A 12,768-nucleotide genomic window follows, 5' to 3' on the forward strand; every position below is an offset into this window, starting at 1 on the left:
GGCTCAGGGCCGGGCGAGCCATTCCTCGGCTGCGGTGAAGGCGGAGCGGCGTCCCTTTTCGTCATCGGGAACGGCGGTGACGAAATAGGCGACGCCGCGCTTCGCCTTGCGGTCGATCCACAGGCCCGAGCGCAGGCCATAGGCCGAGCCGGCATGGCCGATCCGGCGGATCTTGTCGCCGAACGGATCGTCGCGGCACGCCTTGCGCGGGGTGGCGAGCGTCTGGAGCGCGAGGCCATAGGTGCAGAGGAAGCCGTCGTCGGCATCCTCGCCGGTGACGCCGTTGGTGCCGTCATAGACCCAGTCGGGGCCGACGAGCGTGGCGAGCGAGGCGGGGGTAAGGAAGCCTTCGCCGCCATCGAGGAAGAGCCGGCCGATCCGCGCGAGCCCCTTGGCCGATATGCGCATGCCGCCCTGCGGGCTGAACAACGCGCCGTTGGCGCCGAGCTGATAATCGGCGAGGGCGCAGCTGCCGTCGGGAGAAGCGACGACGGGGCAGGCGGGGCGGAATCCTGCTAGGTTATCACGCAGAACACGAGCTTCGGCGTTGGTGAGGGTGACGGCGTGGGCGATCGCGCTGTCGGAGCAGGTCGACCAGTTCATGCAGGCATCGAGGTCAAGTGGCTGGAATACAAGGCTTTTCATGAGAATGTCGAAGCGCTCGCCGGTCGCCTTCTCCATCACCGAGGCGATCACCGGAAAATTGAGATTGGTGTAGCGGAACCAGCCCCCCGGCGCGTGCGCGCTATCCCAGGCGCGCGGATCGGCGAGCGCCCCCTGCAGCGTCGCGCCCAGCGGCAGGACATAGTCGATCCCGTCCATCAGACTCGACCGGTGCGACAGGAGCAGGCGCAGCGTGATCGGCGTATCGGGAAAGGCCGGATTGCGCAGCCGCCAGCCGAGCCAGCGCGACACGTCGCTGTCGAGATCGAGCGTGCCCGCCTCGACCAGCCGCATCACGCCCATCGCCACGGCAAGTTTGGAGATCGAGGCGACGCGCACCGGATCGTCGGCGGTGACGGGCCGGCCGGTCGCGGGATCGGCGATGCCGCCCGCCTCCACCGCGCGCACGCCGCGCGCATCGAAGGCGACGCGCACCCATGCGCCGCGCGTGGGCGGGGGAAGCGGTGCGCTCACGCAACCGCCGACCAAGAGACTTGCGAGGATCGCCCAAAGCCTTATCTGCATGGAAAGGCAGGATAGGCGACGCGATGGGAAGAGCAATCGGAAGGCTGGCGCGGTGGATGGGAACCGTGCTGCTGTTCCTTGTCGTCGCGATCTGCCTGATCCTGACGCTCGTCCCGCCCTTCCTCGACTTCCGCTATTATGACGGGCCGGTCTCGGGCCATTATGACGGCAGCCGCTTCTTCAATCCCGACGGCGACGACACGTTCAGGCCGCCGGGCGGCCAGAGCCGCTTCATGATGCGCTACCTGATGGGGCGCGACAATCGCCCCAAATGGCCGACGCAGGTGCCCGTCACGCCGACCAGGCCGCCCGCGCGCGTCGAGGGCGAGCGCATGGTCGCGACCTGGGTGGGCCATGCGACGGTGCTGATCCAGACGCAGGGGCTGAACATCCTTGCCGACCCGATCTGGTCGCGCACGGCCGGGCCGCTGGGCGTGGGCCCGGCGCGCGTCGCCGAACCCGGCGTGCGCTTCGACGATCTGCCTAAGATCGACATCGTCCTCGTCAGCCACGACCATTATGATCATATGGATCTGGCGACGCTGAAGCGGCTGGAGGCGCGCGATCATCCGCTGATCGTCACCAGCCTGGGCAATGACAGCGTGATGAAGCCGGTTGGCGCGAAGGTCGCCGCGCTCGACTGGGGGCAGAGCGTCAATGTGAAGCCCGGCGTCACCGTGGTGGTGACGCGCAACCATCATTGGGGATCGCGCTGGATCGCCGACCGCAGCCGCGCCCTGTGGTCGAGCTTCGTGGTCAAGCTGCCCGGCGGCAACATCTTCTTCGCGGGCGATACCGGGCCGGGCGACCTGCACTGGCCCGAGGAAGCGGCGAAATACGGCCCGGTGCGCCTGGCCTTCATCCCGATCGGCGCCTTCCGCTTCGCGCCGGGCGAGATGCGTGCGGGGAGCCATATCGGCCCGGTCGACGCGGTGAAGGTGTTCGAGGGGCTGGGCGCGTCCTTCGCCATCCCCATCCATTGGGGGACGTTCCACCTGTCCTACGAAGCCTATGACACGCCGCCCAGGCTGCTGGCGCTGGAAATGCGCTGCGCCGGGATCGACCCCGCCGCCTATCGCGCGGTGCCGATCGGCGCGCAGGTGGAGGTGCCGCCCTATGCGCCGCCCAGACGGGTGACGCGCCAATGCCCGAGCGCGGCGGAGCTGGAGGCGCTACGCTAGGGCTCTGCCGGCACAGTGCGGCCGGCTCGCGGCCGTTGCGGCCACGACATTGCCCGAAGCGGTCCCCATTGCCGCCACGATCTTCGACCAGCCAGTGATGCCATGACGATCATCAGGCACGCGATCTTCCCCGATGACCTCGCTTCGGTGCTGGGCATCTGGCGCGAGTTCATCGCCGCTTCGCCGGTCAACCTCGACTATCAGGGCAATGACACCGAGTTTGCGAGCCTGCCCGGCAAATATGCGGCGCCAGGGGGATGCGTGCTGCTGGCCGATCGCGGCGGCGATATCGAAGGCTGCATCGCCCTGCGCAAAGTCAGCAGTGCCATATGCGAGATGAAGCGGCTCTATGTTCGCCCGCATGCGCGCGGCGGCGCGGTTGGGCGTGCGCTGGTCGAGCGGTCGATCGCGGAAGCGCGGGCCATGGGCTACAGCGAGATGAGGCTCGACGTGCAGGAGAAGTTCATCGCCGCGCGGAAGCTCTACGCGGATTTCAATTTCGTCGCGGCCGAGCCGGTGTCCTTCAATCCGGTCCCCGGCGCATCCTTTCTGGGCCTCCGCCTCTAGGCCATGTGGTGGCGGCCCCCATTCTGCTTGCGGTGCTGGCTGCCGCGCTCGCTCGTCGTCGAGAATAGGTCGTGCTGCCCCCGGGCAACCCCTTGGATGGCATAGGAATTGCGCGGAATGCAGGTAATGATTCGATAGAGAAGATCGGTCGGCTCTTTGCCGAACCAGAACGAGATGTTTCCGTCATGCCGGAGATTGGAGAAGTGCAGGACGGCGCGCTAGAAGCGGGGCGTGACGGAGCATCATCGATATCGGCGGGTGGGGATCATCGGCGCGGGGCGGGTAGCGCTGGCGATCGGGCTCGGGCTCGCGCCGCATTCGGTGAGCCCGGTGCTGGTCCGGGCACGGCGGCCCGAGGCTTCGGCCGAGGCGGTGGCGCGGATCGGGCGTGCCGAGGCGGCGGAGGGCGCGTCGGCGCTGGCGGCGGCTTGCGACCTGATCGTCATCGCCGTTTCCGACGACGCGATCGCGGAGGTCGCCGCCGATCTGGCGCGGGAGCTGCCGGAAGCGCGGGCGCCTTTCGTCTTTCATCCGAGCGGGCGGAGCGGGGCGGCGATCCTCGATCCACTGCGGCGGGCGGGGGCGCGAACGGCGGCGATTCATCCGGCGATGACCTTTGCCGGCGATCCCGCAGCCGAGGTGCGGCGCATGGCCGGCGCGCGCTTCGCGGTCAGCGGATCGACGCCCGATGCGGCCGGGGAAGCGCGGGGCGTCGTCGCGCTGCTCGGCGGAGTCGCGATCGACATCCCCGATGCGCTGCGCCCGCTTTATCACGCGGCCCTCTGCCACGCGGCCAACCATCTGGTGACGCTGATGGCCGGGGCGTTCGATGCGCTGGCGGCGGCGGGGGTGGCGGAACCGGGCGCGCTGCTCGCGCCGCTGGTGCGGGCGGCGCTGGAGAACAGCCTCGATCAGGGCTTTGCGGCGCTGACCGGCCCTGTGCTGCGCGGCGATGCCGAGACGGTGGCGGGGCATCTCGACGCGCTGGCGGCGCATCGCCCCGATGTGCTGCCCGCCTATCGCGCGATGGCGCGTGCGACGCTTGAGCGACTGGAGCGGGACGGCGAGCGGCCCGTTTCGGCGGAGCTCCACCGCCTGCTCGATGAGGGGTGATGCAGATTCACTAAACGTGCGCGCAAGCCATTATCGCGCCGCAATAAGGGCTGGCATCGCGCGTGCCGGCTGCCTAGTCTCGCCCCGGGCAGTCAATCGGGGAGTGCGGCATGCGATTGGGACGAGCGGCGATCGGCTTCTATCTTGGCCTCGCTTTCTCCGCGGCCCATGCCGCGCCCGCCCCCGATCTCGAGGCCTTTCTCGACTATCCGTTCAAGACCAATCTCATAGCGCCCGATTCCGGTGGCCGGCTGGCGTGGATCGAGGTGCGCCAGGGCCGGCGCAGCCTGTGGCTGGCGAAGGGCGGCGATCTGGTCGCGACGAAGATCGCGGGCACCGGCATCGACGACGGCATGGAGCTGGCCGAGGCGACCTTCTCGCCCGATGGACGCATCCTTGCCTGGGTGCGCGGCGGCGGCGAGCATAATGGCTGGGCGGCCAACCTGCCGCCGCCCAATCCGGCCTCGGCCGTCGTGCAGCCGACGCAGAGCATCTGGGTGTCGATCGACGGCGCCGCGCCGATCCAGGTCGCCGACGGCGAGGAGCCGACGCTCTCGTCGACCGGGCGGCTCGCCTATCTGAAGGACGGGCAGGCGTGGACGGTGGCGCTGACCGCAGGCGCCAAGCCCGAGAAGCTGTTCTACGATCGCGGCAAGGTCGCCGATCTCAACTGGTCGCCCGACGGGACCAGGCTGGCCTTCGTCTCGCGGCGCGGCGATCACAGCTTCGTCGGCATCTATGCGGGGCCCGACAAGCCGATCAGCTGGATCGCGCCATCGACCGCCTTCGACGGCGACATCGCCTGGTCGCCCGACGGCACGCGCATCGCCTTCGTCCGCCGCGAGGGCGAGGCCGATCTGCTCGCCTCGCCGCTGGTCGAGACGCCCAATCCCTTCTCGATCTGGGTCGGCAATGTCGCCGATGGAACGGGGCGCCAGTTGTGGGCGAGCCCCGCGACGCTCGAGGGATCCTATCCGATGGTGCCCGACGGCATGTTCGTCCGCTGGGCGGCGGGCGACAGGATCGTCTTCCGCGCCGAGATGGACGGCTGGCCGCACCTTTATGCGCTGGCGGCGAGCGGCGGCGCGCCCAGGCTGCTGACGCCGGGCAATTTCATGGTCGAGCATGTGACGATCACGCCCGACCGCCGCACGCTGATCTATGACGCGAACAGCGGGCCGGCCACCGACGACATCGATCGCCGCCACCTGTTCCGCGTCGCGATCGACGGCGGCGCGCCCGTCGCGTTGACCAAGGGGCTGGGCGTCGAGTTTACGGCGGCGGCGGTCGGCAACGATCGCATCGCCTATGTCGGCGCATCGCCGACCGGGCCGATGCAGGTGCTGATCGCCGAGGGCAAGGCCGCGCCGCGCCAGCTGGGCGATGCAGGCGCGCCTTATGCGCCGGCGGGGATGGTGGTGCCGAAGAGCGTCACCTTCACCGCGGCGGACGGGACGCTGATCCACGGCCAGCTCTTCGCCGCCGGCGGTTCGGCGCGCAAGGCGGGGCTGATCTTCGTCCATGGCGGGCCGCCGCGGCAGATGCTGCTCGGCTGGTCCTACATGGACTATTACGCCCACAGCTATGCGATGAACCAATATTATGCCGCGCACGGCTATGTCGTGCTGTCGGTCAACTACCGGCTGGGGATCGGCTATGGCCGCGCCTTCCAGCATCCGGCGCGCGGCGGGATCGCGGGCAATGCCGAATATCAGGACGTGACGGCGGGCGCGCGCTTCCTGATGGCGCAGCCGCAGGTCGATCCCGCGCGGATCGGGATCTGGGGCGGAAGCTATGGCGGGCTGCTGACCGGGCACGCGCTGGCGCACGACAGCGCGATCTTCAAGGCCGGCGTCGACTTCCACGGCGTGCACGACTGGTCGCTTTACCCCAGGCTGATCGAACGCCCCGAGCGCTACGAGCAGGGCGACTATGAGGCGGCGATGAAATCGGCGTTCGAAAGCTCGCCCGAAAGCGCGCTCAAGGGCTGGCGCTCACCCGTATTGCTGATCGCGGGCGACGACGACCGCAACGTGCGCTTCGACCAGACCGTCGATCTGGCGCGCCGCCTGCGCGCGCAGGGCACGCCGTTCGAGAGCCTGGTGATCCCGAACGAGATCCACGGCTTCCTGCGCTACGACAGCTGGAAGCGCGCCGACGAGGCGTCGATCGATTTCCTGGGGCGCTATCTGAAGCCGTGAACGCTTAAAGCGGGATGGGCGGGAAGGGTGGGTTGCGGACGGTCTGCTTTTAGGTCCCGGAGAGCAGACCGTAGACGTTGCTTTTCCAGTATGTTCGCGGATAGTTTAATTAATGGCGATGCCTAGGAAAAATGTCCGCCGGCGCGAAGGCGATTATATCGTGATCGACCTTGGCGATGGCAAAAGCTCATATGCTCAGGTCGCGGCTGAACCATTGATCGTATTCTTTGACGGCCGCTTTGCGAATGATCTGCAGGCAAGTGAGATAAAAAATCTCCCTATCCTGTTTCGCTTATGGGTACAAAATCATGCAATCACGCGTGGGCGATGGGCAGTTGTTGGCCGAGGTACGGTCCCGCCGGAGAGCCAAGAGGAACCCTTCTTTTACAAGCAGGATGCAATTACTGGAAAGCTCGCCCTTTATCATTCCTCCTTTGCCCAAACGAATTGGGAGCGGCCTGCAACTCTGGCAGAATGCGCGGCTTTGGAATGTGCTGCGGTGTGGGAACCTGAGCATATTGAGGACCGATTGCGGGATCATTATGCTGGACGGCCAAGCCGTTGGGTTGAAAGCCTTCGGATAGATCCCTCTGCGATCCCTTAGTTTGGTCCGCTTTTTCCGAGCACGGAGTAGGCCTATCAACTTCCACAAATGGTCGGAAGCCAACAAGCCATTTGCTGTGCCCAACTGCTAGAACAACTCCAGCTGCTCGATCTCCTCGGCCGTCAGCGCGATGCCGAACGCGCTTTCGAGCAGGGCGCGATACTGGCCGGGGGTCTCGATCACGATCTTCTCGTTCGTCGGGCCGGAAACCGAGAGGATGCGGTCGACCAGCGAGAGGAAGCCGCCGGCGGGCACGAGGCTGACGATCGCGCGCGTGGTGAAGCGCGTGCCGGGGCGCGTCGCCGTCCAGTGATTGGCCATTTCGAGATCGGCGGGCGCGACCTCCTCGGTCGAAAAACTATATTGGCGATACCAGTCGTCGCTGGGCGGCGCGCGATCGTCGGCGGCGACGCGCGGGCCGCGCCGTTCGAGCATCCAGCCATGATCGGGGTCGAAATGGAGGCGGTGGCGCGCGCCGTCGGCGGTTTCGGCCTCGGCGCCGCCCATCAGGCGCAGCGGGGGCACGTCGCTGCCCCCGAAGCCGACGTCGCTGATCCAGTCCTCACCGTCGATGGTGACGAGGTTGAGCGTATGCGTGCGCGGCGGGACGCCGATCGCGCCGAGCCAGACGCGCGCGAGCAGCGGTCGCGCCTCGAAGCCCAGCGCGTGGAGCGCCGTGAGATAAAGGCTGTTCTGTTCGAAGCAGTAGCCGCCGCGCCGCGCGGTGACGAGCTTGTCGAACACATGCGCGGGATCGAGGCTGACGCCGCGGCCCAGGGGGATGTCGAGATTCTCGAAAGGAATGGCGTGGCGATGCGCGGCCTGGAGCAGCGCCAGCCCCTCGGCATCGGGCGCGGGCGGTTCGGCGAGGCCGATGCGATCGAGATAGGCGCCGGGATCGAACATGGCGCGATCCTAGCCGTTGTTCCGATGCGCGTGAACCGTTCGTGCCGATGAGATGGCGAGGCGCGTCTCGACTTCGCTCGACACGAACGGAGCTTGGAATGCCGGATCAGTCGCTGCCGGTCGTCGGCCCGAGCAGGTCAAGCACCGCCGCGGTCATCGCGGTCGCGCCGGTGACGATCGCGGGTTCGGGATCGACGCGGAAGAAGGGCGAGTGGTGCGGCGGCGCGGCCGGGCCGCCCTTGGCCGCCGCGTCGACGATCGCCGGCGAGGTGCCGCCGACCGCGAAATAATAGCCCTTCACGCCCAGTTCGGGCTGGACGAAATAGGCGAAATCCTCCGCGCCCATGCCGAGCTGCTGCCACGGCAGCACCGCCTTGGCGCCCAGCTCGCGCGTCAGCGTGGCGTTGAGGCGCTTCGCCAGCGCAGCGTCGTTGATCGTCGTCGGCGTGCCTTCGATCACCGTGACCCTGGGCAGCTTGTCCTCGGGCATGCCGTTCAGCCGGCCGACGCCTTCGGAGACGCGGCGGATCGCGGCGATCATCTGCGCGCGCGTCTTCTCGTCATTGGCGCGGACGGTGACCTGCAGCTTCGCCTCGTCGGAGATGATGTTGTGCTTGTTGCCGGCGTGGAAGGAGCCGACCGTGATCACCGCCGGGCTGAGCGGCGCGCGCTCGCGGCTGATGATCCCCTGCAGCGCTATCACGATCTGCGATCCCATATAGACGGGATCCTTGCCCTGATTGGGCGTGGCGCCATGCGCGCCGATGCCGGGGATGACGATGTCGACGCTGTCCGACGAGCTGTACTGGATGCCTTCGGATGCGCTGACCGTGCCGTCGGGCATGCCCGATGCGACGTGGAAGGCCAGCGCATATTCGGGCTTGGGGAAGCGGGTGTAGAGCCCGTCCTTGACCATCGCGTCGGCCCCACCCACCCGTTCCTCGGCGGGCTGGACGACGAAGAGGACGGTGCCGTGCCAGCGATCCTTCATCGCGGCGAGGCGGCGCGCGGTCGCGACCATCGCAGTGATGTGCGTGTCGTGCCCGCAGGCGTGCATCACCGGCGCCTCGACCCCGTCGATGCCGACCTGCTTCGCCTTGGACGGATAGGGGACGCCCGAATTTTCGAGGATCGGCAGCCCGTCCATGTCGGCGCGGACGAGGACGACGGGGCCGTCGCCATTCCTGAATACGCCGACGACGCCGGTGCCCCCGACCTTCTCGGTCACGACGATACCGGGGATGGCGCGCAGTTCCTTCGCCATGCGTGCCGAGGTGTTCACTTCCTTGAACGACAGTTCGGGATTCTGGTGGAACCAGATGAAGAGCTGGCCCAGATCCTTGTCGTAATCGGCCTTGATCGCGGCCTGATAGTCAGGCGCGGCGACGGCGGGCGCGGCGAGCAGCGCCGAGGCGGCAAGGAGGAGACGGGCAAGTTTCATGGATAACCCCCTGATTCTAGTTCGGGGGCCATCCAAGCATTGCCGGTCGGGCTGACGCAAGCGTTAAGAGCCCGTTTGAAAATGCGCGGGAGGCGCGTTTTGCGTTTTGCGGCGCCGGCCCACTCCCCCACCCGGCCTCCCACTCAGTGTATCCTTGGAGGGAGGCCGGGTGGGGGAGTGGGCCGGCGCCGATCTCGAGCGGGCTCTAGGCCGGGCCCATGCGGAAGGCGCAGAGCTTGTTGCCCTCGGGATCGCGGACATAGGCGCCGTAGAAGGCCTGCGGGCCTTCCGGCCCGCGCAGGCCGGGCGCGCCTTCGGAGCTGCCGCCGAGCTCGAGCGCCTTGGCGTGAAAAGCGTCGACCTTGGCGCGATCGTCCATCACGATCGCGACCATGTTGCCGTTGCCCGGCGTCGCCGCCTCGCCATTATAAGGCGGGGTCACCGCGATGCCCGGCTGGCCCATGCCCATGCCGTAGAGCGTGAAGCCATGGTCGAGCTGGAACAGCCGCTTGCCGCCGATGCTGCCGACGAGCGAATCGTAGAAGGCCCGGGCCTTTTCAAGGTCGTTGGTGCCCAGCGTGATATAGCCGATCATCATTACTCTCCTTTTTTGTCGCCGCCGCATTCGCCGATGCGCTGTGCGGCATTTTCGATCTTCATCGACATTTTCGTGCCGTCGGGGCCGGGGCGCTCCATCGCCGCCTTCATCGTGTAGGTGTCGGGCGCATAGACGCCGTCCATCGTCATGGTGACGGCGCCGCCGCCCTGCTGCGGCTGGCAGTGCATCACGGCGTCGATCTTGCCACTGTCCATCGTGAACTTCTCGAACCGGCACTGGCCGTTATCCTGCCCGGCGAGCATTTCGGCCGATGGCTTTTCCGCCTGTTCCTTGGTGATGCACGTCTCGCTCACGGTCGGCTTGTTCGTCCGCGCCTGCATCTCGGCGAGCGCCTGCGGCGGCATGCCGGGGATGTTCATTTCCTTGATCGTGGTCGTCACGCGCCATTTGCCGGGGCTGACGAAGCTGCCTTGCTGGCGCGCTTCCTGAACCTTTTGCGCGACTTCGCTGACCGAGGCGTTCTTCACCTCGACGCTGGGCGAGCTGTTGCATCCCGCGAGGACGAGCGCGGGCGCAAGGATAATCAAACTACGGGTCATTCGGCATCCTTCCGGTCGAGAGAAGCAGTCGTTGCGGCCCTTGTGCGGAGGCACCATATCCATGGGCGATGGCGATTCAAATCAGAACCACGCTCGACGAGCCCGAGACCGGACAGACATTCGTCCCGCACAAGCCCGTGCGCCCGGAGAAGTCGGAAGGCGGCAAACCGTTCAAGCTCGTATCCGACTATCAGCCGGCGGGCGACCAGCCGGGCGCGATCGCCGAGCTGGTCGAAGGGCTGCACGGGCATGAGCGCGACCAGGTGCTGCTGGGCGTCACCGGATCGGGCAAGACCTTCACCATGGCGAAGATCGTCGAGACGCTGCAGCGCCCCGCGCTCGTCCTCGCGCCCAACAAGATCCTCGCCGCGCAGCTCTACGGGGAGTTCAAGAACTTCTTCCCCGAGAATGCGGTCGAATATTTCGTCAGCTATTACGATTATTACCAGCCCGAGGCCTATGTGCCCCGGTCGGATACCTACATCGAGAAGGAAAGCTCGGTGAACGAGGCGATCGACCGGATGCGCCATTCGGCGACGCGCGCGCTGCTGGAGCGCGACGACGTGCTGATCGTCGCTTCGGTCTCCTGCCTCTACGGCATCGGATCGGTCGAGACCTATTCGGCGATGATCTTCGACCTGAAGAAGGGCCAGACGGTCGACCAGTCGGAGATCGTCAGGAAGCTCGTCGCGCTCCAGTACAAGCGCAACGACGCGGCCTTCGCGCGCGGCAATTTCCGGGTGCGCGGCGACAATCTGGAAATCTTCCCCTCGCACTATGAGGATACCGCCTGGCGCGTATCCTTCTTCGGCGACGAGGTGGAGGAGATCGTCGAGTTCGATCCGCTGACCGGCAAGAAGGTGGCGAGCCTCAACGCGGTGCGCGTCTACGCCAATTCGCACTATGTGACGCCGGGCCCGACGCTGAAGCAGGCGATGGAGGCGATCAAGTTCGAGCTGGCCGAGCGGCTGAAGGAATTGCAGACCGAGGGGCGGCTGCTGGAGGCGCAGCGGCTGGAGCAGCGCACTAATTTCGACCTCGAGATGATCGCGGCGACGGGATCGTGCGCGGGGATCGAGAATTATTCGCGCTTCCTGACCGGGCGGCTGCCCGGCGAGCCGCCGCCGACGCTGTTCGAATATCTGCCCGACAATGCGCTGCTCTTCGTCGACGAAAGCCATGTGACGATCGGGCAGATCAACGGCATGTCGCGCGGCGACCACCGGCGCAAGCTGACGCTGGCCGAATATGGCTTCCGCCTGCCCTCGGCGATCGACAACCGGCCGCTGCGCTTCAACGAATGGGAAGCGATGCGCCCCGAGACCGTCTATGTCTCGGCGACGCCGGGATCGTGGGAGATGGAGCAGACCGGCGGCGTCTTCGCCGAGCAGGTCATCCGCCCCACCGGACTGATCGACCCGCCGGTCGAGGTGCGCCCGGTCGAGGATCAGGTCGACGACCTCGTCAACGAATGCCGCAAGACCACCGAGCGCGGCTATCGCACGCTCGTCACCACGCTCACCAAGCGCATGGCCGAGGATCTGACCGAATATCTGCACGAAGCGGGGCTCAAGGTCCGCTACATGCATTCGGATACCGAGACGCTGGAGCGTATCGAGCTGATCCGCGACCTGCGGCTTGGCGTCTACGACATCCTCGTCGGCATCAACCTGCTGCGCGAGGGGCTGGATATCCCCGAATGCGGTCTGGTCGCGATCCTCGATGCCGACAAGGAAGGCTTCCTGCGATCGGAGACGTCGCTGATCCAGACGATCGGCCGCGCCGCGCGCAACGTGGAGGGCCGCGTGATCCTTTATGCCGACAGCATCACCGGATCGATGGAACGCGCAATGCGCGAAACCGATCGCCGGCGCGAGAAGCAGGTCGCCTACAATGCCGAGCACGGCATCACGCCGCAGACGGTGAAGAAGAATATCGGCGACATCATCGCGCACGTCGCGTCGAAGGACCAGGTCACCGTCCCGATCGACGAGGACCGCCCGCACATGGTGGGCCATAATCTGCGCGCCTATATCGAGGAGCTGGAGAAGAAGATGCGCACCGCCGCCGCCGACCTCGAGTTCGAGGAAGCCGGGCGCCTGCGCGACGAGATCAGGGCGCTGGAGGCCGAAGAACTGGGCCTTCCCGCCGAACAGCGCGTCATCCCGCCGCCGATGGGACGGAGCAACGAGGGCAAGCCCGGCACGCGCAAGACGCGCTACGGCAAGTCGGTGAAGAAATTCGGCGGTCGGTAAAAATTATTTCAGCCCATGTGGAACCCGGGCGGCGGTCGCCCGTTCTTGTTCTGCTTGATCGAGAGAAAGAGCATTGATGGTCCCGATCCTCACCGATCGGACCGCAAGGGAGCCCCGCCGCGAAAGCGACGGGGCTTACTTTTTGTGCGCATGA

11 protein-coding genes are annotated in these 12,768 nt (G+C 66.7%); 6 read left to right on the plus strand and 5 right to left on the minus strand.

What is annotated here, in order from left to right:
• Positions 1 to 3: 3 nt before the first annotated feature.
• The gene (locus AC3WT0_RS11070) at positions 4 to 1,137 is read right to left on the minus strand and encodes a serine hydrolase domain-containing protein (protein ID WP_492753604.1); all 1,134 of its coding nucleotides are present in this window, start codon (positions 1,135 to 1,137) and stop codon (positions 4 to 6) included.
• A 74-nt stretch (positions 1,138 to 1,211) separates the two neighbouring features.
• Here AC3WT0_RS11070 and AC3WT0_RS11075 point away from each other — a divergent pair, with 74 nt between their 5' ends.
• From AC3WT0_RS11075 to AC3WT0_RS11095, 5 genes are all read left to right on the plus strand, one after another.
• On the plus strand, positions 1,212 to 2,369 hold the full coding sequence (locus AC3WT0_RS11075; protein WP_492753605.1) for an MBL fold metallo-hydrolase: 1,158 nt from the start codon (positions 1,212 to 1,214) through the stop codon (positions 2,367 to 2,369).
• A gap of 102 nt (positions 2,370 to 2,471) precedes the next feature.
• Positions 2,472 to 2,936 (plus strand): GNAT family N-acetyltransferase, encoded by a 465-nt coding sequence (locus AC3WT0_RS11080; RefSeq protein ID WP_492753606.1) that lies wholly within the window; start codon positions 2,472 to 2,474, stop codon positions 2,934 to 2,936.
• Positions 2,937 to 3,167: 231 nt separating this feature from the next.
• Positions 3,168 to 4,049 (plus strand): Rossmann-like and DUF2520 domain-containing protein, encoded by an 882-nt coding sequence (locus AC3WT0_RS11085; protein ID WP_492753607.1) that lies wholly within the window; start codon positions 3,168 to 3,170, stop codon positions 4,047 to 4,049.
• A 110-nt stretch (positions 4,050 to 4,159) separates the two neighbouring features.
• Positions 4,160 to 6,250, plus strand: a complete 2,091-nt coding sequence (locus tag AC3WT0_RS11090) for a S9 family peptidase (protein WP_492753608.1) — start codon at positions 4,160 to 4,162, stop codon at positions 6,248 to 6,250.
• 118 nt (positions 6,251 to 6,368) lie between these two features.
• Positions 6,369 to 6,854: an Imm26 family immunity protein gene (locus AC3WT0_RS11095; RefSeq protein ID WP_492753649.1), complete on the plus strand. Its 486-nt coding sequence runs from the start codon at positions 6,369 to 6,371 to the stop codon at positions 6,852 to 6,854.
• Positions 6,855 to 6,941: 87 nt separating this feature from the next.
• On the opposite strand, the gene AC3WT0_RS11100 is transcribed toward AC3WT0_RS11095, so the two are convergent.
• The 4 genes from AC3WT0_RS11100 to AC3WT0_RS11115 form a co-directional block, all read right to left on the minus strand.
• Complete coding sequence (locus tag AC3WT0_RS11100; protein ID WP_492753609.1) at positions 6,942 to 7,760, minus strand: arylamine N-acetyltransferase family protein; 819 nt, start codon at positions 7,758 to 7,760, stop codon at positions 6,942 to 6,944.
• A gap of 106 nt (positions 7,761 to 7,866) precedes the next feature.
• The gene (locus tag AC3WT0_RS11105) at positions 7,867 to 9,201 is read right to left on the minus strand and encodes an amidohydrolase (RefSeq protein WP_492753611.1); all 1,335 of its coding nucleotides are present in this window, start codon (positions 9,199 to 9,201) and stop codon (positions 7,867 to 7,869) included.
• A gap of 205 nt (positions 9,202 to 9,406) precedes the next feature.
• On the minus strand, positions 9,407 to 9,796 hold the full coding sequence (locus AC3WT0_RS11110; protein WP_492753612.1) for a VOC family protein: 390 nt from the start codon (positions 9,794 to 9,796) through the stop codon (positions 9,407 to 9,409).
• A 2-nt stretch (positions 9,797 to 9,798) separates the two neighbouring features.
• Positions 9,799 to 10,359, minus strand: coding sequence for a DUF3617 family protein (locus AC3WT0_RS11115; protein WP_492753613.1), 561 nt, complete (start codon positions 10,357 to 10,359; stop codon positions 9,799 to 9,801).
• Positions 10,360 to 10,427: 68 nt separating this feature from the next.
• Between AC3WT0_RS11115 and uvrB the strand changes: the two genes are divergently transcribed.
• On the plus strand, positions 10,428 to 12,614 hold the full coding sequence (gene uvrB / locus AC3WT0_RS11120; protein ID WP_492753614.1) for an excinuclease ABC subunit UvrB: 2,187 nt from the start codon (positions 10,428 to 10,430) through the stop codon (positions 12,612 to 12,614).
• The last annotated feature ends 154 nt before the right edge of the window (positions 12,615 to 12,768 follow it).

It is taken from the genome of Sphingomonas sp. EU05-FHT14C10 (assembly GCF_058790595.1).

Excerpts from the sequence above, each read along its gene's own strand:
- AC3WT0_RS11075 (WP_492753605.1), top strand. The coding sequence starts at position 1,212 with ATGGGAAGAGCAATCGGAAGGCTGGCGCGGTGGATGGGAACCGTGCTG.
- AC3WT0_RS11080 (WP_492753606.1), top strand. The coding sequence starts at position 2,472 with ATGACGATCATCAGGCACGCGATCTTCCCCGATGACCTCGCTTCGGTG.
- AC3WT0_RS11090 (WP_492753608.1), top strand. The coding sequence starts at position 4,160 with ATGCGATTGGGACGAGCGGCGATCGGCTTCTATCTTGGCCTCGCTTTC.
- AC3WT0_RS11095 (WP_492753649.1), top strand. The coding sequence starts at position 6,369 with ATGCCTAGGAAAAATGTCCGCCGGCGCGAAGGCGATTATATCGTGATC.
- AC3WT0_RS11100 (WP_492753609.1), bottom strand. The coding sequence starts at position 7,760 with ATGTTCGATCCCGGCGCCTATCTCGATCGCATCGGCCTCGCCGAACCG.
- AC3WT0_RS11105 (WP_492753611.1), bottom strand. The coding sequence starts at position 9,201 with ATGAAACTTGCCCGTCTCCTCCTTGCCGCCTCGGCGCTGCTCGCCGCG.
- AC3WT0_RS11110 (WP_492753612.1), bottom strand. The coding sequence starts at position 9,796 with ATGATCGGCTATATCACGCTGGGCACCAACGACCTTGAAAAGGCCCGG.
- AC3WT0_RS11115 (WP_492753613.1), bottom strand. The coding sequence starts at position 10,359 with ATGACCCGTAGTTTGATTATCCTTGCGCCCGCGCTCGTCCTCGCGGGA.
- uvrB (WP_492753614.1), top strand. The coding sequence starts at position 10,428 with ATGGCGATTCAAATCAGAACCACGCTCGACGAGCCCGAGACCGGACAG.